The sequence below is a fragment of the Bacillus sp. PK3-067 genome (genome assembly GCF_056738645.1).
The window spans coordinates 3,059,904-3,079,314 of the sequence record NZ_CP096490.1 but is presented as its reverse complement, the minus strand read 5'-3'; the positions used below and the strand labels follow the sequence as shown (position 1 = coordinate 3,079,314).

Here is a 19,411-nt window from a genome sequence, read left to right as displayed (position 1 = left end):
TTCATTTACATGCTTCAGTATAGAAAAAAATTCTTATAAATATAGAGGGAAATTCCTTAAAGTTTTCTTAATAAAGTTTCACCATGTGAAAAAAACTAACTTGAGCATTAAGCTTGCGGAATGAATAACCAAATAACTTTTTTCTTTATTTTTTGATATTTCTTAAGAACCTATCAAGAAATAAGTGAGTTTTAGGATTTAGAATAAATGTATCTTACAGTAATAAGAGAATTATCTAAATAAATTAGAGTGAGAACAATTAAAGAAAGTATCTTGTGGGGTGCTGCTTTCTTTTAGAATAGAGAACCCCATGGGTCAGTTACATGTAATGCAGCGCTGCGCTTCTATGTCACTGAAAAATCCAATGATAAAAAAAGAGGGGGAAGGCATTTTTTATTGAAGTTTGTTAATGATAGATTTTTAACTAGTTAGGGGGGATCGTAAAATAGATTATTAATCTCTTTAATAATTTTTATTTTCCTTATAGTTGGCATGTTCTATTAGAAATTTTAAATTTTGGAAGGAGAATCAATAATTATGGGTAAGAAAAGAAGAATAAGTAATAAGTTATTACTTGTCAGTGCAATTTTTACAATAGCAATTCCTTCAGTCACATATGCGGAGGAAGTAATTTCACCTGAAAATTTTACGAGTTCTTCAAGTTTGTATGAGGGACGGAATACGGAAGTATTGAAAACAAGCTTATATCCTGATACATATAACTATCCGTTTAACTACCAATTTAGTTCGAAATTAAAGGAAGCAAACACAACTATAAAAAAAGTAGACAATAGTGATGATGAAAATCCTATTATATCTACTACTCTTTCATTTATTCGCCATATGAATAGTGAAGATTATAAATCTGCATTTGATTTAACCTCAAGGTCATTACAGAAAATAATATCCGAAGAATGGCTGAAAAGCTATTGGGAGGGACTCCCAGTGCAATTACAAGCAGGTTCTTTTATAGAAATTGGAGAGGTTACACAAAAAGAGACAAATCCTGTTCATACAAATGTGGAGATTCAATTAGTTTTTGAAAAAATGACTGTACCTTTACTAATTAAACTAGATCCATCTGGAAAAATAGACGATTTTCAACTCAGCATGTCGTTTAGTCCTGTTGCAGAGCGTCCATCATATAGTAAGCCTGAGTCATTTGTTGATAAAGAAGTAGTAGTTGGAAGTGGTGCATTTCCATTACCAGGAACATTGTCGGTTCCAAAAGGAAAGGGGCCTTTTCCAGCGGTTATTCTTGTTCAAGGATCAGGAGCAACTGATCAGGATGAAACAGCGTTTGCTTTAAAACCATTTCGCGATTTAGCTGAAGGTCTTGCATCGAAGGGAATTGCTGTCCTTCGCTATAATAAAAGAACGTATGAACATGGGTTGAAAACACAATTCAGTCCCTTTTATACAGTTGATAAAGAGACAACAGATGATGCTCTTCTTGTAACTCAATTTCTTAAAAATGAGCCTCTAATAAATAAGAATCAAATATATATTCTTGGTCATAGTCAAGGTGGAATGATGCTTCCGAAAATGATTGAAAAAGACCAAAATAAAAATATTGCTGGAGCAATTGTAATGGGAGGGCCAGCTCGTACGATCCAAGACGTTGTTTTAGATCAATTTGAGTACCTTTTCTCTATTGGAGCAATGAACCTGGATCAATATAAATTCTACAAATCGCAATTTGAATTATTAAATGATCCCAATTTCTCTGGTCAGAATCCCCCAAAAGATTTTTACTTAGGGTCAGCAGTATTTTGGGATTCTATACGGAAAATTAAAGCGGCAGAAATGTCAAAAGAACAAAAGACACCGCTTCTTATTATTCAAGGAGAAAGAGACTATCAAGTTCAATCAAAAATTGAAATTCCTCTTTGGAAAGAACAATTAAAAGAACGAGATAACGTAGATTATCGACTATATCCAAAGTTAAATCATTTCTTTACAGAGGGTGATGGGGAAATAAGTAAGCCAGATGAATATTATAGTCCTGCTAATATCCCTGAGTATGTTATAAATGATATTGCTGCTTGGGTGCAAGGCAGATCGCAATTAAATTAGCAACCATATGTTTTAATAAGGACTTTCTTTCCGTAATCAAAATAGAAATATTTTGATTAGGTTGTATGTTTTTTTAAAGCACTCTTTGAAAAGGAGTGCTTTTTTATTTTGCTATGATTTCTATAAAACAATGGGCTTACCTTCCAAACAAATCGTTATTTGGAGCGCTTTTATCAAAGCAAAGTGCTTGTGACATTTCTTTGATATTAAAAACATGAATAACCTATTGTGTAAAATTTTTTGAAAATTTAGGTTTAACATCTTTAAAATAGGTGTATTACATATTACATAACAACTAAATAAAAAAATAAAAAATCTAAAGGAGGAAAGATACGATGCATACGAATGAAAGAAAAACGGTAGTTTATGAATATCAAAATGAACAGGAAGTAGTTATGAAAGTAAAAGAGCTAGAATTGCAAGGGGTTCGCCACGATGACATTTATGTTTTAGCACATGAAAAACATATAACAAAAAGGATTGCGGATGATACAAACACAAATACGATTGGAGTAAAAGAACAAGGATTGGGAACAAGTATTATCAACTTTTTCTCCAAAAAAGGGGACGAACTTCGAAATCAAATGGAAGAAATGGGGTTGTCGAAGGAGGAAGCTAACTTATATGAAGAAAAACTAGATCAAGGGAAGATTTTACTCCTAGTAACAGCTGAAGTACCAATGGCGAATGCTAGGCAGCCGCAAAACTATCATTCTCTGTAATAGATTGCAACATCTGATAAATAGGTAAGGGAATTATTTTAGTTTGTAGCATGGAAGAAAATAAAAATAGAAAAGGATGAGAAAAATGAAACATACAATATTTAAATATGCTGTGATTGGAATTACGACCGGAGTCATAGTCTCCCTATTAAAAAAAGAAAATCGGAAAGCTATACAAACAAAAGGAAAAAGCGTAAAAGAAAAACTACAAGAAGGAAACATAAAGGAAACATTGGAGAAGGTAACTGAGACAAGTAAACAATTTTCTGTAACTGCAGCTAATGTTGCAAAACAAACATTACCACAACTGCTTACAGCCACACCAGTTGTCATTTCTACCATTAAAGACTTAACAGAAAACGAAAATAATAAAAAGAAAACAGGTGAAAAGGATTACGAAATAAATGAAAATAGTAAGAACTTAGACGGGGAAAAAACGAAAAATGAAAAGAAATATGTGAAAGAAGGGAAAGAAGAGAGTGCCTAGATTTAATTCTAAAAATAGAAAGTGAGGAAAAAAGTATGAAATCTCTGTATGCAATTGATGTAGGAATTGGCTTTACCAAAAGGGCATATCGACAGGATGTAGATTCTGAGATGACAATCAAGAGTGAAGCTTCCACACTAGCCCCTGTACCTAATCATGCTGAAAGTGAAGATTTAACAAAGGTAAGTTTTATAGACTTAGATTTTGCATACTACATGGGAAATGAAGCACATCAATCTGACGCTTCGTTTCTTCCTCCATTTGACGAAGAAATAGAAAATTATTATGAAAGCGAACGATTTAAACAACAAATATTTGGTTGCATTGCAAAGGATTATAAAGAAAATGTCGTGTTACCTCTAGTTGTTACTGGGCTCCCCGTTACTTGTTTTGGTAGTCAGCATGAGCAATTACAACGTGCACTAAAAAAAGAGACTTCCGTACAAATTGATGGGAAATTTATTCATATTACGGTGGAAAATGCTTTGATTCTTCAGCAACCGGTCGCTTTACATGCCTATTTCTTAAAAGAGGGAATCATTCAGGAACGAGATCGCATCTTAATTATTGATGGCGGATTTCGTACAGTAGAAATGACAGATATGAAACAGAATGTCATTTTAAATCATTATGAGGCGGAACTAGGATGTAGCAAGCCTTTGAAAAATATTAAGAATATCGTGCAGAATCATGAGGGTGAAAGTAATCAATTGCATATTAACGACATGCCAAACATATTAGAAAAAGGATATGAATGTCGAGAAGAAAATCATGAGACAAGTCAGGTTCATACTTTGATTCAAAAAGAGTTGGATGCACACTTCCAAGACGTCATGCGTGTATTACAAGAACAATTTAAGTTAGAACAGTATAACACTATTATTTGGACAGGAGGAATAGTAGATCTCCACAAAAAACGAATTGAAAAAATGCAAAGTGAAATTTCTTCTTTCCGTATGGTAGACGCTTCGAAAGAGGCTGCACTCCATGGATACTACATTATTGGGAGTCAAGTATTTGAGGACATTACCAATCAATCTGCATATGAATCCAAATTATAATAACGAATGAAATGGAGTTCGTTGAATAGACGTGCCAAATTATGTAGCTTATTTTCCACATATAATAAATTCTTTATAAGAAAAGATAAAAAGTGCTTGTATAGAGGAAATGTTTAAAATTGAAAATAAAAATAACTAATATATAGGGGGTCTTCCTTTTAAAAGAATAAGACCTCCTATGTTATTTATTTTGTAATTTAGATGATCTAAAAACTCTTCCTCCAAGACATGAATACCTACATACAAATTTCGTATTACGGATATGATTCAATCAAACATAAAACTATTTAGAAAGGAAGAATAATATGGAATGCATAAAAATGACGAAATGGAGTTGGTATCATGTGAAAACTAGTGAGCTTGAAAAACTTTCTTCTATAATCCCTCGTGATGTAACATCTTATTTCGCTCAATTTGTAAAGAAAATAAGTTCTCCTTGTGAAAATGGATTATATGTTTATACGTTATCACCAAGTCAAACTTGTGTATATGGTTCGTTTTTATATGATCAAGATAAAAAGGACGCCAAAATTCAAAAATTTCTTCATTATTTCGTAGCTGATGGAATACTGATAACAGTTCAGGAAAAAGAGGAAGAGGATTTCCAAAAAATAATACATAATTTCCCTATGGGTACAAAAAATTGTAATAGTTCCGCTGAAGGATTATGTGCTATCTTATCAATGTTTATATCTCATTATTTGCGAAAGGTTGACTACTTTGAAAACAATTTCAGAAATGTATTATGGGATTTTTATCATCATAATAACATAGCAGTTTTAGAAAGGATTTATCATATTCGTCATGAATTATTTATGAACACACATGTGTTTCGCTTAATACAAGAAGTGTTACAAGGCCTAAAAGAAGCTTGGTTAGAAAAACTAACAAACACCCTTTGTTATAAACAAACATACGTAAAATTAGAGCGTGGATTACAACTTGTTAAAGAGTACCAAGAAGAATTAGACACGATGATTCATTTACAAGAAGTTGTTTCTTCTCATCGTGGGAATGAAATTATGAAAGCTCTTACTGTATTAACTGCTGTGAGTACGCCTTTGACAGCCTTAGGAGCATTATGGGGTATGAATTTTAAATACATGCCTGAACTAGAATGGAAATATAGCTATTTAATCGCTCTCTTATTTATTATTTTCACAACAGCGGGTATGTATATGTATATGCGATTCAAAGGATGGACAGGTGACTTATTACGAGTAAAGAAAAAGAAATCTTTTTTTAAATCTAATTAATCCTGTTTATAAAAAATATGATAGATATATGGTTTGTAATATTTATTAATTGAGATAGCACCATATCCCCATCAAGTTAAAGTTTTGATGTCCTCACAATGATAAAAATGGTGAATATTTATATGAAAGATTAGAGCTCTCCTTCCTGTAGGAGAGCTCTAATCTTTATTTAAAAACTATATCATATACTCTGAAATTTGTCCGGATTCAATTTAGAATATGGCAAAAGAGAACTTGCGATTAAAAACAAGCTCTCTTTAAAAGAAATAACGTAATTGAGATACTTATATAGTAACAATTGTTTTCTTCTAATTCCATATGTCATATGTTGAGAAATAAATTATAAATGGATTGATAAAGCTAAAATGAATGATTGACATAATATTTTGACGATAATATAATGAATCTCGAATTCAAGATAACTTGTAAAGGATTGGTAATTATGAGCGTGATTAACGATGAGAGCTTATCTTTAAAGTTATTTGTTATATTATCAAGGGCAGTACAGTCAATTACTAAGCGTATTGAAGAGGATATAAAAAGTTATGGACTTAATCCAACTGAATTTGCAGTGCTTGAGCTACTGTATAGTAAAGGCGATCAGCCTATACAAAAAATTGGAGACAAAATATTACTTGCAAGTAGTAGTATCACGTATGTAGTGGATAAGTTGGAAAAGAAGAGGTTCTTAATACGAAAACCATGTCCTAAAGACCGCCGTGTCACGTATGCGTCAATTACTTCAGAAGGTATTGAACTAATGGATATTATTTTTCCCCAGCATAAAGAGGCGATTCAGCAAATATTTGGTGGTTTGGACTATACTGAGAAAAAAATGATAATCGAAAAGTTGAAAAAATTAGGGTATTATGCACTAGAACTATAAATCTTTAGAAATATATCTCGAATTAGTAATGTCCTAATTAAATATAATTTAAATAAATAGGAGGAAAAATTAATAAATGGTAGTAAATTTATTATAATACAAAATGAATAAAGCGTGTAATTTCAATCGGTATAATATGAAATAAAGTTGTTATGTTAATGTATACATATCGTCCTTTAAATTATAAATCTTTCATAAAGCGGAGAGTGGGTATCAAGAATGGAATTACGTCATTTAGAGTATTTTATTCAAGTTTGTAATAATAATAGTTTCACTAAAGCTGCGGAAGTTCTAGGTATTTCACAGCCGACTTTAAGTCAACAAATACGAGTTTTAGAAGGTGAACTTGATACACCCTTGTTTCATCGAGTTGGAAGAGGTATCAAAATGACAGAAGCGGGTAAGCTGCTATTTGATAAAGGAAAATTTATCATGAAACAATTTGATGACGTTTATAATGAAATTTTTGAATTAAAGGGTGTAAAAAGAGGTGTGATTACTATAGGAGGTTTATTAGAGGATCTCACTTATTTAACACCCTATATTATGAAGTTTCAACAACATTATCCCAACATTGTAGTAAAGATTATAGAATCCGAAGTTGCTGTAAATCAAATCGTTGACAAAAATATTGATTTCGGGATTACACGTAGTGCTCAAATTCCAGACACATTAACAAACACCCTTTTGTATAGTGAAGAGCTCGTCCTTGTAATTCCCAAAAATCATCCTTTGAATGAAAAATCATTTGTTTCTTTTCGAGAATTAGTAGGGCTCAGTAGAGTAATGGTTTCATGTAGTTGTCGTGAATCTATTAAGATATATTGTGAGAGTTTAGGGTTATCTTTATCTGAAGCAAATATAGAAACAAAATCTTCTATTTCTCTATTGAGCCTTGTATACAATGGACATGGTGTTGCCATAATACCTCTTTCACTGGTTAACTTTGTTAATAATGATACTTTGAGCATAGTTCGTATTACTGATCCAACACCAAGTCAAGATATTAATCTTATACACTTTGATGATAAATTTTTAAGTTTTGCAGCACGCATCTTTATGCAGAAGTTAAATGATTCTCAAAAAGTATCAGTGTAATAGAAATAATAATGATCCTAGTGTAACAATTGAAAAAATTAAAATCTATATTAAAGTCGAAGGACAGTGGATTTATATGTGTGGTGTAGTCGATCAAAAAGGGGGATACCATTGACTTTTAATTAAGGAAAAAAGGACAGACTTTGCAAGGAGAGAAGGCTATCAAAAACAAGTTAAGTTAATCAATCAATTCTTCGGTCTTATCGCATAGTAACAGATTCCATGTAGGGATATACACTGCTATTTTGAATTTATATATCCTTATTGTAGAAAGAAAACCACCGGCATTATACCGGTGGTTTTGATTTAGAAAGCAAAGCAAGTACAACCAATACCCCATTTAGTTCCATCTTTTCCTATTACGGTATGAGTGTGTTGATGGAGAGGGTTACTACAACTATGTAACTTGTTATCATGGGAATCGTGAGAAAGTATAGTGTTGGCTAGGTTAGCACCACCATAACCATAAACGCCCGTCGGTGACCAATCAGGTGATGCTGGCGGCAATTCAGGTGATAAGTTTTTAAATTCATTATTTCCATAAACAACCTGCCCACCCATAATGGTGAGCAATGATTCAAGGTCTTTGATTTCTTCTTCCGGCACAGTAAAGTAGTCAGCAGACAATACAGCAATATCAGCAAACTGACCTACTGCCAGGGTTCCTTTTTTACCTTCATCGCCAGAGAACCACGCACTTCCTTTTGAATATAATTCCAGGGCTACTTTTCTATCAAGTTTATTTTTTTCATCGTATATGGAAAGCCCACCAATGGTTTTTCCAGCAACCATCCAGTAAAGAGCAACCCAAGGGTTATAGCTGGAAACCCTGGTTGCATCACTACCGGCGCCAACAGGTATACCAAGGTCTAACATACGATAAATCGGAGGAGTATGCTTTGCAGCTTCCTTTCCGTATAAGTCAACAAAGTATTCACCTTGAAAAGCCATGCGGTCTTGGATGGCAATACCGCCATTTAAAGCCTTAACACGTTCCATACTACGATCTGAGATTGTTTCTGCATGATCAAACCACCAGCGTAGCCCATTAAAAGGAATTTCTCTGTTAACTTCCTCAAATACATTTAAGAAACGTGTGATTGACTCGTCATAAGTTGCATGTAAACGGAATGGCCAACGGTTTTCCACCAATAGAGAAATTACTTTCTTTAAGTCGGCTTCCATTACTGTAGCTAGTTCGGGCCGTGGCATTTGAAATTTTTCAAAATCGGCTGCCGAGAATACTAACATTTCTCCGGCACCATTCATTTTATACTTATCATTTCCTTGACCGGGAGAAACAATGTTTGCCCATGAAGCAAAGTCTTCATATTCATGATTAGGATTTTGCGTAAATAGATTATAAGCAATACGCAAAGTTAATTGTTCCTTCTCGGCTAAATGTTCAACAACTTTGTAGTCATCAGGGTAATTTTGGAAACCACCACCTGCGTCGATGGCACTTGTAATACCTAATCTATTTAATTCACGCATAAAATGGCGAGTTGAGTTAATCTGGTCGTCAAGATTAAGTACTGGAGCTTTACCCAAACTTGAATAAAGAATAGAAGCGTTAGGGTTAGCAATTAAAAGGCCCGTTGGATTACCTCTTTTATCCCGCTGAATTAAACAGCCTGGAGGGTCTGGGGTATCTTTCGTGTATCCCAGTGTACGTAGCCCTGCACGATTTACAAGTGCTCTATCGTAAAGATGTAGCACAAAGACAGGCGTGTCTTCAGAAACAGCATTAATCTCTTCTAATGTTGGCATCCGTCTCTCTTTAAATTGAAATTCAGACCAACCTCCAACTACTCTTACCCACTGAGGAGCAGGTGTACGCCTTGCCTGTTCTTTGAGCATTTCTAGAGCAATAAAAAGTGATGGCACGCCTTCCCAACGTAATTCCATATTATAATGCAGACCACCACGAATCACGTGTATATGGGAGTCATTCAGGCCTGGAATAGCTCTCTTTCTTTTAAGGTCTATTTTTTTTGTTTTTTCCGTGGCACTATTAAGAAGCTCATCTCCACCTACTGCAGTGACTAAACCATCAGTTATGGCGATAGCAGATACCTCAGGCTGAGAAGGGTCAAGGGTAGTAATTTTTCCGTTATATAAAATCATATCCGGTAAATTCATGTTCACACCTCGTCTACTTTCTATTATTTTGTAACCATGGATGAAATAATTTACCGAAAATCGGCATGACTACCCATGATAGCAAGGACACTATACATACAGAAACAAAAAAAGCTGATATAATAGGATTCATATGTTTTATAATAGGTCCTATCACTTTAGGAACTAACATGCTAAGAGGCCATACACCCAGAAGGGTAACGATAGACATTTTCCATTTTGGCGGTGGAACTGGCGTTTTCGGAGTAACAAACCAATAAGCCAAACTGCTTTCAGTTTTGTAAGTTGGATTAGTGGCTTGAAATTGCTCCGCCGTTTTTAACAAATCCCGGCGAACATCTGATTCTTGCCAAGTACGTAGATGCTCATACGTATCAAAGCGAAAAATAACAGTATACTCTCTGGATTCGTTACTTGGGACTATTAGATTTACACCTAAATGTCCTGGGAATTTAGTAGCCGCAGCCTCAATTTCATGTCTCCATGTTTCAAACTGTTTTTCTCTACCTTCTTGAATTTCCCATGTAACAATCGTTGTTACTGGATTGCCGGCATCCATCGTGTTCCCTGTATAAGTCTCTTCGACAGCTACTCCTTCTTGTTTCATATTTTCCTGCTTGGAAGCGCGCCATGCACCATAGTATATGCGTATTCTACACCTTGACCATAAGCACCAGTGTGTTCCTTTACAATCTCCATTACAGCATCATAAGTGTCTTTGTGTGCCCAGTCACGTTGGTATTCAAGTAAAACTTGAATTGCTGTCACTGGAATTGCACCAGCTTGTTCTACACGACGCATAGCAGCGTTATGTGCTGTCAAACTAGTACCACCTGAAGCATCATCAACTGCATATACCTCATAGCCAGCTTTAATTGCTTCAAGCACAGGGAATGCAAGGCAAACTTCAGTCCAAAGTGCTGCAAATATTAATTTCTTTCTACCGGTTGCTTTAACTGCCTCAACAAATTTCGGATCTTCCCAAGAGTTCATTGAACTACGTTCTATAATTTCATGGTTTGGGAATATATCAAGAATTTGTGGCCAAAAATAACCAGAAAAGCTGCGTGTTTCAACTGTAGTAAGAATAGTAGGTACGTTAAAAGTTTTTGCTGATTTAGCAAGTAGCATAACGTTATTAATCAATGTTTGTCTATCAATACTTGCAACTCCAAAAGTCATTTGAGGTTGAAAATCAATTAAAATTAAGGCACTGTTCTCCGGATTTAACAATTCTAAATTACTCATAATAAAACGCTCCTTTTTCAATTGTTTATTGAAAGTAATGTATCTTCTGTCAATTGAAACTCTACTATACTTTTTAATTTAAATTTAGTGCTGATTTAATCAGCACTAAATTTATACTATCTACTTTAAAAAAGGTGATTTAAAGCTATTTCCTTGAGATACATTTATGCATTTTGTTTACTAAGATCTCGCTGAGCTCCTCTATAGCTTCCAATTATATTTTGATAGCCTGGAAGATTGCTAGCAAGCAAATTGCCAAAACCTTCGACATCGTTGCGCCAATCGCGTTGTAATTCGCAAGCTACGCTAAACCAGTTCATAAGTTGCACGCCACTATGTGCCATACGTGTATTGGCAGCATCTGCAACTTGTTTACTGAAAGTTCCTGAAGCATCAGTAACAGCAAATACTTCATATCCAGCTTTTATAGCGGAAAGTGCCGGGAAAGCAACACAAACGTCCGTAACTACGCCTGCGATGATAAGTTGTTTTTTTCCAGTTTCTTCGATTGCTTTTACAAAATCATCATTATCCCATGCGTTAATTTGTCCAGGTCGAGCTATTTTTGGTGCATGAGGAAAGAGATTAACCAATTCTTGCATTAAAGGTCCATTAGGCCCGTTTTCAAAACTTGTTGTTAAAATAACTGGTAAATTAAAAAACTTAGCAGTATGAGCAAGAGCTAAAACATTGTTCTTGAATTCATCAACACCATAGTCACGTACTAGTCCGGACATAAGACCAGTTTGATGATCTACTAAAAGCACAACAGCATCATCTTTGTTAATACGAGAATAGAGATCAGTCATTATGTATTCCTCCTAAAAATTAAGTAATCGAAGAAAGTTTAAATAGTCGGATACTATCATAAGTTTCTTCGTTTATAACTAAGCTGACCAATAATATTGGTTATAGCAGCATTCACAGAACATGAAGTGCTATACAAATTTATAGTATTTGAAAACTGATTCGTTAATCAATTCTAAATTATCTATAATTTGTATAGGTCGTAACTATAGTTGTTTTCACTATAAAATAGATTGGTTTTACCTATACATCCTATAGATAGAACGATATTGATAGTCACCTATTTTTGTTATTACAATTGAATAGGAGTAATGTTCAGTAATTATTTTATGATGCAAAAGGTATTAGAGGGGGGATTGTTCCAAAAGGAGAAAATGAATGCATTGGAACAATAGAGTTTCATACTTAGAATTCACAACATAAACGTGCATGAATAGGTTATGACGTTCATCCAGATTATTGAAGAAAAGGATACATATTGGAATATTTTTAGGAGGTAGAAGCATGGCTAAAATTACTGTAGGAACCGAAAAGCAAGAACCAATTGAGATGTATTATGAGGATCATGGCACAGGAAAACCAGTTGTACTCATTCATGGTTGGCCGTTAAGTGGTCGATCTTGGGAATACCAAGTTCCCGCTCTTGTTGAGGCTGGATACAGAGTTATAACATATGATCGTCGAGGATTTGGACAATCATCTCAGCCGTGGGAAGGGTATGAATATGATACCTTTACTTCTGATTTACATCAACTATTAGAACATTTAGAGCTTCAAAATGTCACACTTGTTGGTTTTTCTATGGGTGGAGGCGAAGTAGCCCGGTATATTAGTACGTATGGAACAGATCGTATTGAAAAGGCTGTTTTTGCTGGGGCAGTTCCTCCGTATTTATACAAATCAGAGGATCATCCTGAAGGGGCCTTAGATGATGCAACAATTGAAGCATTCAAAAGTGGTGTGATAAATGACCGCCTTGCATTTCTTGATGAATTTACTAAGGGATTTTTCGCGGCTGGTAATCGAACAGATTTAGTTAGTGAGCCATTCCGTTTATATAATTGGGATATTGCAGCCAGTGCATCACCTAAAGGAACACTTGATTGTATTACCGCCTTTAGTAAGACAGATTTTAGAAAAGACTTGGAGAAGTTTAATATACCTACTCTTATTATTCACGGTGATTCTGATGCAACTGTACCATATGAATATAGTGGGAAATTAACACATGAAGCAATTCCTAATTCTAAAGTAGCCTTAATAAAGGGTGGTCCACATGGGCTAAATGCAACGCATGCTAAAGAATTTAATGAAGCACTCCTATTATTTTTAAAGGACTGATTACAACTATATAATTGTTAGTTGATAAATTATAAATAAGTAAAAAATAAAGCTTTATAAAAGATGCTCTTGGATAAATCCAGGAGCATCTTTTTAAATGGTGGTATTGATATGTTAGGTTGATAAATCTTCATTAGTTTCGAATTGAATATTCTTCTTAACAGCAAAAATTTATTGTTTAGAGTTTTTTAGGTCTTTTAGATGTATTGCTATATTACTGTCAAGATAATATTTTGAATAATCCTCAAAACAAAGAAATGTACATTTTTTGAGGAAGAAATATCTTGTCAGAAAACAATAAAATCTTATTAATTTTTATAATTGGTAGAATTTTTATGGAAATAATTCTCTTAATATATTAAAATAACATCGTATTATGTCAGATTTTAATTAGGGGAGAGAAATTTTATGTTGAAAAAAATTATTCCAGTTGCTTTAGCATTAAGTACAGTTACTTTTACTAGTGTATTTGTTGCGCCTTCAATCCAAGCAAGTACAGAACAAAATCGCTACATAGATGTACAAATGCTCGGTATTAACGATTTTCATGGGCAACTAGACACTGTAAAAAAAATTAACAATAAAGATGCAGGGGGAATTGAGTACTTAGGGGCTTATTTACGTGATCGTGAAAAACAAAATCCAAATACATTAAAGGTACATGCTGGAGATGTTGTTGGAGCAAGTACTCCTGTTTCAGCATTATTACAAGACGAACCTACAATTGAATTTCTAAATGATTTGAAATTCGATGTTGGAACGATAGGAAATCATGAATTTGATGAAGGTGTTGAAGAAATGAACCGCCTTATTTATGGTGGATACCATGAGAAAACAGGAAATTTTAAAGGAGCAAAATTCCCATATGTTGCTGCAAATTTCTATAATAAATCCACCGGTCGTTTATTTTTACCACCATTCACTATAAAAAAGGTACAAGGAGTTCCTGTTGGCTTTATCGGAGTCGTAACAACGGATGTTCCTAACCTTGTTATGCCTACTATGCTAAAGAATGTAGAAATTACAGATGAAGTTGAAGCTATTAACAAATCCGTAAAGCAATTAAAAAAACTAGGCGTTAAATCTATCGTTGTTCTTGCACATAACGGAGGTATAACAGATGGGAACGGCGTAACAAATGGTGATATCGTCCGATTAGCAAATGAGACTGATCCAGAAGTCGATGTTATTTTTGGTGGCCATAGCCACACCTATGTAAATGGAACTGTTAATAATAAACTTGTCGTACAAGCAAATTCTTATGGTATGGCTTTTGCTGATGTTGATGTAAAGATTGATCGTAAGACACAAGATATTGTTGAGAAAAAAGCAGAAATTGTTACAACTTATCATGAAGGCATAGAGCCTGATAAAAAAATAAAGAAGAAGATGGAGAAATATCAAGCAAAAATCGCACCTCTTGTTAATGAAGTTGTAGGTAAGTCTATCGCTCCACTAGATCGCAAACAAAATATGGCTGGTGAATCTACTCTTGGAAATTTAGTTGCTGATGCTCAGCGTACAACAATGCAATCCCAAATTGCACTTATGAATCCTGGTGGTATTCGTAATGACTTAGATGCTGGTGATATTACATGGGGAGAGATATATGGTATTCAACCATTCGGAAATCAATTAATAAAAGTAAATTTAACAGGTCAAGACATTCGTGATATTTTAAATCAACAATGGCAAAAAGACATAACAAGAATGCTTCAAATTTCAGGTATCCAATACACTTGGGATGCGAACAAGCCTAATGGAGAAAAAGTAACAAGTATTCGCTTAACAAATGGAGAAGAAATTATTCCTTCTAAAACTTACAGCGTCGTTGCGAACGCATTTCTAGCTTCAGGTGGAGATGGATTTGTATCCTTTAAAAACGGTAAAGATGCTGAAACAGGACCAACTGATTTTGAAGCATTAGTAGATTATATAAAAAAATCAAAAGAACCAATTCAGTCTATTATTGATGGAAGAATTCAAAAGATAAATTAGTTTTTTATTAATCTCAAAAACAACTAGATTACCTGTGCGCTATACTCTTTAGTGTGCAGGTAATCTATTTTTTTGATTTGAAATAGTCTAACTGTGGCCAATGGGTATACCGTCTAGATGCAGAGTGCCGAAAAAAATGAAGTGAACAAAAAATAACCCCTAAATTAACTCTATGATAAAGAGACTACAAACAATCAAAATTTGGAACTTCATATTAACCATATATTAACTACGTTAATAATACATACTGAAATTGAATACTTTAGATAACATCATTTATAACGAATATCTGTACATTATAATGTTATGCAATGAGGAATTTACAATACAATGAATTGAAGCTTATTTAGTTTTATATTCGTATAAATGAATTAAGAATTTCTTAAGAACCTATTAAGAAATAAGTGAGTTTTAGGAACTAGAATAAATGTATCTTAACAGTAATAAGAAAATGAATGTTTTAAACGGAAGTTGGCAGAGTATGTCAAAAAGCTATAAGTAAATATTTCAGGAGGTTTTTTATGAAAAAGAAAATGATTATTGCAATTGTTGTTTCTGCTATAACAATGACTCATTTTGTAGGAAATACTTATGCAGATTCGAAAACAGAGGTTTCTGTTACAGCTCCCTATAATACAAATCAAATAGCGAAATGGTTAGAAGCACATGCAAAGCCTTTAAAAACAACTAATCCAACTGCATCTCTTAATGATTTGAAACCACTTAAGGATATGGTAGGTTCAGCTTCAATTGTAGGTTTAGGTGAAGCTACGCATGGGGCTCATGAAGTTTTTACGATGAAACACCGCATTGTTAAGTATTTAGTATCTGAAAAGGGCTTTACCAATCTAGTTTTAGAAGAGGGATGGGACAGGGCCTTGGAACTTGATCGATATGTTCTTACTGGTAAGGGAAACCCAAGCCAACATCTAACACCTGTATTTAAGACGAAAGAAATGCTAGATTTACTTGATTGGATTCGGCAATATAATGCTAATCCAAAACATAAATCGAAAGTACGTGTCATCGGGATGGACATTCAATCAGTAAACGAAAATGTTTATAATAATATAATAGAATATATTAAAGCGAATAATTCAAAACTGTTGCCTAGAGTAGAAGAGAAGATAAAAGGGCTTATTCCTGTAACAAAGGATATGAATACTTTTGAAAGCCTTACGAAAGAAGAAAAAGAAAAGTATGTTTTAGATGCTAAACAAATTAGTGCTTTATTAGAGGAAAATAAAAGTCATTTAAATGGGAAATCTAAAGAGTTCGTATGGATAAAGCAAAATGCTCGTATTATTGAACAGTTTACTACAATGTTAGCGACACCTCCTGATAAACCAGCGGATTTTTATTTGAAACATGATATTGCAATGTATGAAAATGCGAAGTGGACTGAAGAACATTTAGGAAAAACCATTGTATGGGGACATAATGGACACGTTTCGAAAACAAATATGCTTTCTTTTATATACCCTAAAGTAGCAGGGCAGCATTTAGCAGAATATTACGGAAAACGGTACGTATCTATTGGAACGTCAGTTTATGAAGGACAATACAATGTGAAGAATAGCAATGGTGAATTTGGCCCCTATGGAACATTAAAATCGGATGATCCAAACAGTTATAACTACATCTTTGGACAAGTTAAAAAAGATCAATTTTTTATTGATTTACGTAAGGCGAACGGCGTGACAAAAACTTGGTTAAACGAACAACATCCAATTTTCGCTGGAATAACTACCGAAGGGCCTGATATACCAAAAACTGTTGATATATCATTAGGTAAAGCGTTTGATATACTTGTTCAAATTCAAAAAGTGAGTCCATCTCAAGTACATCAATAAATTTAGAATCATGTGCCTTAATGACAAATTTCATAGTGTTTCATATAACACAATGAAATTTGTTTTATATAGCAAGAAGAATAATCGCATTAGAAAAAATCAGCAGTTTAACCTGTTAAGAGTAAAACGAATCTTACAATATGTAAAGCGCAAAAACACTGAAGCGAAAAGCATCGGTGTTTTTTGCGCTTTCGGGCACAGATGCTACTTCAATCCTATTGTAGAAGTGATTTTGTATGTAAGGAATTTGTAAGGAATAGGTAAGAAAAAAGAGATTTTCATTGTGTAGGATAAAAATATAAGGAGGCATGAAGGGGGGAACAAGTACGGCCTACATATAAAACAAATAATCAGTAACAAGAGTGTTTTAAGGAAAAGAAGTAATTTCTATGATTAATATGTATGTGGAAAAAGAGTGATTTAGAGATTGTTAGAACACAATGGTGTTTGTGAAAATAATGATTAGTACGTTGATTGCAAATTCAGTGTTGACTTTTATCATTGGGAGAGTTGATAGCTGTGTGGTTCGTATATGAGACAGCTATTAGCCATCAATACAATTTAAATAGAAGAGAGGAATTCTTTATGAAAACACGCAGTAAAATTACATGTGCAAGTCTAGCACTTTTAATAGGTGGAAGTTCCCTGTTATACATAACACCAACATCAGTTGTAAAAGCAGAACCTACGCAAAATGTATCTAGTTCGTTACAAACAAGTACGCAAAGCGATCGTACTTCCGTTAAGAAAGCAATGCGAGATGAACTGCAACTTGGATACCCAGGAATACTCGCTCAAATTTCTAAGGGTGGTAAAACTTGGAGTTATACGGCTGGGATAGCGGATCTGAGAACTAAGAAACCAATGAAAGCAGATTTTCGCTTTCGCATTGGCAGTGTGACGAAAACGTTCATTGCAACAGTTCTACTTCAATTATCTGGAGAGAACCGTTTGAATCTAGACGACTCCATTGAAAAATGGTTACCTGGCGTTATTCAAGGAAACGGATATGATGGTAACCAGATTACGATCCGTCAAATATTGAATCATACAAGTGGTATTGCTGATTATATAAATTCAAAAGACTTCGATATTACGGATATAAAAAAATCGTATACGGCTGAAGAATTTGTAAAGATGGGGATTTCACTTCCCCCAGACTTTGCACCAGGAAAGGGTTGGTCTTATTCAAATACAGGATATGTAATACTAGGAATCCTTATTGAAAAAGTAACAGGAAACAGCTATGCGGAAGAGGTTGAAAATCGGATTATTGAACCGCTTGATTTGTCAAATACATTTCTACCTGGTAATTCAAGCGTGATTCCAGGCACCAAGCATGCCCGTGGCTACTTGCAACTAGACGGAGCGAGTGAGCTAAAAGATGTTACTTATATTAACCCAGGTAGCTCGGATGGAGATATGATTTCTACTGCTGACGACTTAAACAAATTCTTCTCTTGCTTACTAGGTGGCAAATTACTGAAGGAACAGCAGTTAAAACAAATGCTTACTACAGTTCCTACAAATAGAGAGGGAACCGGATATGGTCTTGGAATACTTGAAATTAAGCTTCCGAACGGTGTCTCGGTATGGGGACACAGGGGTGCCGTTCCAGGGTTTTCCACTTTTGCTGGTGGAACACTTGGAGGTAAACATACACTCGCTATCAATTCGAACAGTTTAAACCTTAATAACCCGGAAGTTTTTAAGAACATTTTACTTGCTGAATTTAGAAAGTAGGAAAAACGGATAAATTTTGTCATTTGTAATTTCCATCGGAATGGATTACCGCTTGAAAGAGTATAGAGGGATTAAGTATCTAGAAACAATCAAGCCAATCATGAAGAATGGCTAAGTAAAAGGATTTGTTTATACATTGGCCAATTAAAAGAGCAACAGATATAATGAGTGATTAGTATGTATCTAGTATTGCATTTGTATTGGTATCTTCACGGATTGTAAATTTGTATAAGGTGCGAAGTCTAATTTAAGACTTCGCACTTTTGCTGTTTAACAGCTTTTATTACGAAGCTATTAACAATAGAAAAAAGGAGAATGTAACTAGTTATGTGGATACTACTGTATGATTGGTGCAACAAATTGTGACTCTAACGTATTTGAAAGGCCTGATAAATTCAACGTTTATCGTCCTGACATTGATATTAAAAAGGCATTTAGTGGTACTGCAAGACATCTTGCTTTTGGATTAAGTATCTATAATTGTGTAGGAGCAGCATTTGCAAAATTAAAAATTGAAATAGATTCAACCATTAAAGATAATATTAGCAGGAAAAAATTGAGGGACATTAAGGATTTTGTGAAGAAGACTTCAAAAATGAACTGAAATCTAATAAACAACGTAAAAGCTAAAAGATTTTCGCTGTGAGAACATCTCAAAATATTAAATTGATGGTAACTTTGTTGTAGCTCTTT

Annotated in this window: 16 protein-coding genes; 12 read left to right on the top strand and 4 right to left on the bottom strand. The window is 34.1% G+C overall.

The window, feature by feature from the left end; translation table 11 throughout:
• Positions 1-537 precede the first annotated feature (537 nt).
• The 7 genes from M1D73_RS15820 (at position 538) to M1D73_RS15790 (ending at position 7,586) form a co-directional block, all read left to right on the top strand.
• A complete protein-coding gene (locus tag M1D73_RS15820) occupies positions 538-2,076 on the top strand; it encodes an alpha/beta hydrolase (protein ID WP_000516862.1) in 1,539 nt (512 codons plus the stop codon).
• 335 nt (positions 2,077-2,411) lie between these two features.
• Positions 2,412-2,798, top strand: coding sequence for a YflT domain-containing protein (locus M1D73_RS15815; RefSeq protein WP_000557320.1), 387 nt, complete (start codon positions 2,412-2,414; stop codon positions 2,796-2,798).
• Between the two features lie 85 nt (positions 2,799-2,883).
• On the top strand, positions 2,884-3,285 hold the full coding sequence (locus tag M1D73_RS15810; RefSeq protein WP_000683216.1) for a hypothetical protein: 402 nt from the start codon (positions 2,884-2,886) through the stop codon (positions 3,283-3,285).
• Positions 3,286-3,320: 35 nt separating this feature from the next.
• Complete coding sequence (locus tag M1D73_RS15805) at positions 3,321-4,346, top strand: ParM/StbA family protein (protein ID WP_000839441.1); 1,026 nt, start codon at positions 3,321-3,323, stop codon at positions 4,344-4,346.
• Positions 4,347-4,651: 305 nt separating this feature from the next.
• Positions 4,652-5,602 (top strand): magnesium transporter CorA family protein, encoded by a 951-nt coding sequence (locus tag M1D73_RS15800; RefSeq protein WP_000388923.1) that lies wholly within the window; start codon positions 4,652-4,654, stop codon positions 5,600-5,602.
• A 442-nt stretch (positions 5,603-6,044) separates the two neighbouring features.
• Positions 6,045-6,488, top strand: a complete 444-nt coding sequence (locus tag M1D73_RS15795) for a MarR family winged helix-turn-helix transcriptional regulator (RefSeq protein ID WP_000111425.1) — start codon at positions 6,045-6,047, stop codon at positions 6,486-6,488.
• A gap of 219 nt (positions 6,489-6,707) precedes the next feature.
• Positions 6,708-7,586 (top strand): LysR family transcriptional regulator, encoded by an 879-nt coding sequence (locus M1D73_RS15790; RefSeq protein ID WP_000423182.1) that lies wholly within the window; start codon positions 6,708-6,710, stop codon positions 7,584-7,586.
• Between the two features lie 306 nt (positions 7,587-7,892).
• On the opposite strand, the gene M1D73_RS15785 is transcribed toward M1D73_RS15790, so the two are convergent.
• From M1D73_RS15785 to ycaC, 4 genes are all read right to left on the bottom strand, one after another.
• Entirely contained in the window at positions 7,893-9,728 is a 1,836-nt protein-coding gene (locus M1D73_RS15785) for an amidohydrolase (protein ID WP_121868431.1), read from the bottom strand.
• A gap of 13 nt (positions 9,729-9,741) precedes the next feature.
• Positions 9,742-10,335: an antibiotic biosynthesis monooxygenase gene (locus M1D73_RS15780; RefSeq protein ID WP_000806859.1), complete on the bottom strand. Its 594-nt coding sequence runs from the start codon at positions 10,333-10,335 to the stop codon at positions 9,742-9,744.
• On the bottom strand, positions 10,332-10,976 hold the full coding sequence (locus M1D73_RS15775; RefSeq protein WP_000067162.1) for a hydrolase: 645 nt from the start codon (positions 10,974-10,976) through the stop codon (positions 10,332-10,334). The genes M1D73_RS15780 and M1D73_RS15775 overlap by 4 nt, the downstream gene beginning before the upstream one ends.
• A gap of 164 nt (positions 10,977-11,140) precedes the next feature.
• Positions 11,141-11,785, bottom strand: coding sequence for an isochorismate family cysteine hydrolase YcaC (ycaC, locus tag M1D73_RS15770; RefSeq protein WP_000131229.1), 645 nt, complete (start codon positions 11,783-11,785; stop codon positions 11,141-11,143).
• A 502-nt stretch (positions 11,786-12,287) separates the two neighbouring features.
• Between ycaC and M1D73_RS15765 the strand changes: the two genes are divergently transcribed.
• The 5 genes from M1D73_RS15765 to M1D73_RS15745 all read left to right on the top strand — a co-directional run bounded on the left by M1D73_RS15765 (position 12,288) and on the right by M1D73_RS15745 (position 19,322).
• A complete protein-coding gene (locus M1D73_RS15765) occupies positions 12,288-13,124 on the top strand; it encodes a bromoperoxidase (RefSeq protein WP_001074301.1) in 837 nt (278 codons plus the stop codon).
• Between the two features lie 408 nt (positions 13,125-13,532).
• The gene (locus M1D73_RS15760) at positions 13,533-15,122 is read left to right on the top strand and encodes a bifunctional metallophosphatase/5'-nucleotidase (RefSeq protein WP_000913808.1); all 1,590 of its coding nucleotides are present in this window, start codon (positions 13,533-13,535) and stop codon (positions 15,120-15,122) included.
• A gap of 521 nt (positions 15,123-15,643) precedes the next feature.
• Positions 15,644-16,975 (top strand): erythromycin esterase family protein, encoded by a 1,332-nt coding sequence (locus M1D73_RS15755; RefSeq protein WP_025687850.1) that lies wholly within the window; start codon positions 15,644-15,646, stop codon positions 16,973-16,975.
• Between the two features lie 585 nt (positions 16,976-17,560).
• Positions 17,561-18,718 (top strand): serine hydrolase domain-containing protein, encoded by a 1,158-nt coding sequence (locus M1D73_RS15750; protein WP_033695826.1) that lies wholly within the window; start codon positions 17,561-17,563, stop codon positions 18,716-18,718.
• 343 nt (positions 18,719-19,061) lie between these two features.
• Entirely contained in the window at positions 19,062-19,322 is a 261-nt protein-coding gene (locus M1D73_RS15745; protein WP_002204756.1) for a cytochrome P450, read from the top strand.
• The last annotated feature ends 89 nt before the right edge of the window (positions 19,323-19,411 follow it).

Coding starts and splice junctions, on each gene's coding strand:
- M1D73_RS15790 (WP_000423182.1), top strand. CDS start 6,708: ATGGAATTACGTCATTTAGAGTATTTTATTCAAGTTTGTAATAATAAT.
- M1D73_RS15800 (WP_000388923.1), top strand. CDS start 4,652: ATGGAATGCATAAAAATGACGAAATGGAGTTGGTATCATGTGAAAACT.
- M1D73_RS15760 (WP_000913808.1), top strand. CDS start 13,533: ATGTTGAAAAAAATTATTCCAGTTGCTTTAGCATTAAGTACAGTTACT.
- M1D73_RS15820 (WP_000516862.1), top strand. CDS start 538: ATGGGTAAGAAAAGAAGAATAAGTAATAAGTTATTACTTGTCAGTGCA.
- M1D73_RS15750 (WP_033695826.1), top strand. CDS start 17,561: ATGAAAACACGCAGTAAAATTACATGTGCAAGTCTAGCACTTTTAATA.
- M1D73_RS15780 (WP_000806859.1), bottom strand. CDS start 10,335: ATGAAACAAGAAGGAGTAGCTGTCGAAGAGACTTATACAGGGAACACG.
- M1D73_RS15810 (WP_000683216.1), top strand. CDS start 2,884: ATGAAACATACAATATTTAAATATGCTGTGATTGGAATTACGACCGGA.
- M1D73_RS15815 (WP_000557320.1), top strand. CDS start 2,412: ATGCATACGAATGAAAGAAAAACGGTAGTTTATGAATATCAAAATGAA.
- M1D73_RS15755 (WP_025687850.1), top strand. CDS start 15,644: ATGAAAAAGAAAATGATTATTGCAATTGTTGTTTCTGCTATAACAATG.
- M1D73_RS15745 (WP_002204756.1), top strand. CDS start 19,062: ATGATTGGTGCAACAAATTGTGACTCTAACGTATTTGAAAGGCCTGAT.
- M1D73_RS15805 (WP_000839441.1), top strand. CDS start 3,321: ATGAAATCTCTGTATGCAATTGATGTAGGAATTGGCTTTACCAAAAGG.
- M1D73_RS15795 (WP_000111425.1), top strand. CDS start 6,045: ATGAGCGTGATTAACGATGAGAGCTTATCTTTAAAGTTATTTGTTATA.
- M1D73_RS15775 (WP_000067162.1), bottom strand. CDS start 10,976: ATGAGTAATTTAGAATTGTTAAATCCGGAGAACAGTGCCTTAATTTTA.
- M1D73_RS15785 (WP_121868431.1), bottom strand. CDS start 9,728: ATGAATTTACCGGATATGATTTTATATAACGGAAAAATTACTACCCTT.
- M1D73_RS15765 (WP_001074301.1), top strand. CDS start 12,288: ATGGCTAAAATTACTGTAGGAACCGAAAAGCAAGAACCAATTGAGATG.
- ycaC (WP_000131229.1), bottom strand. CDS start 11,785: ATGACTGATCTCTATTCTCGTATTAACAAAGATGATGCTGTTGTGCTT.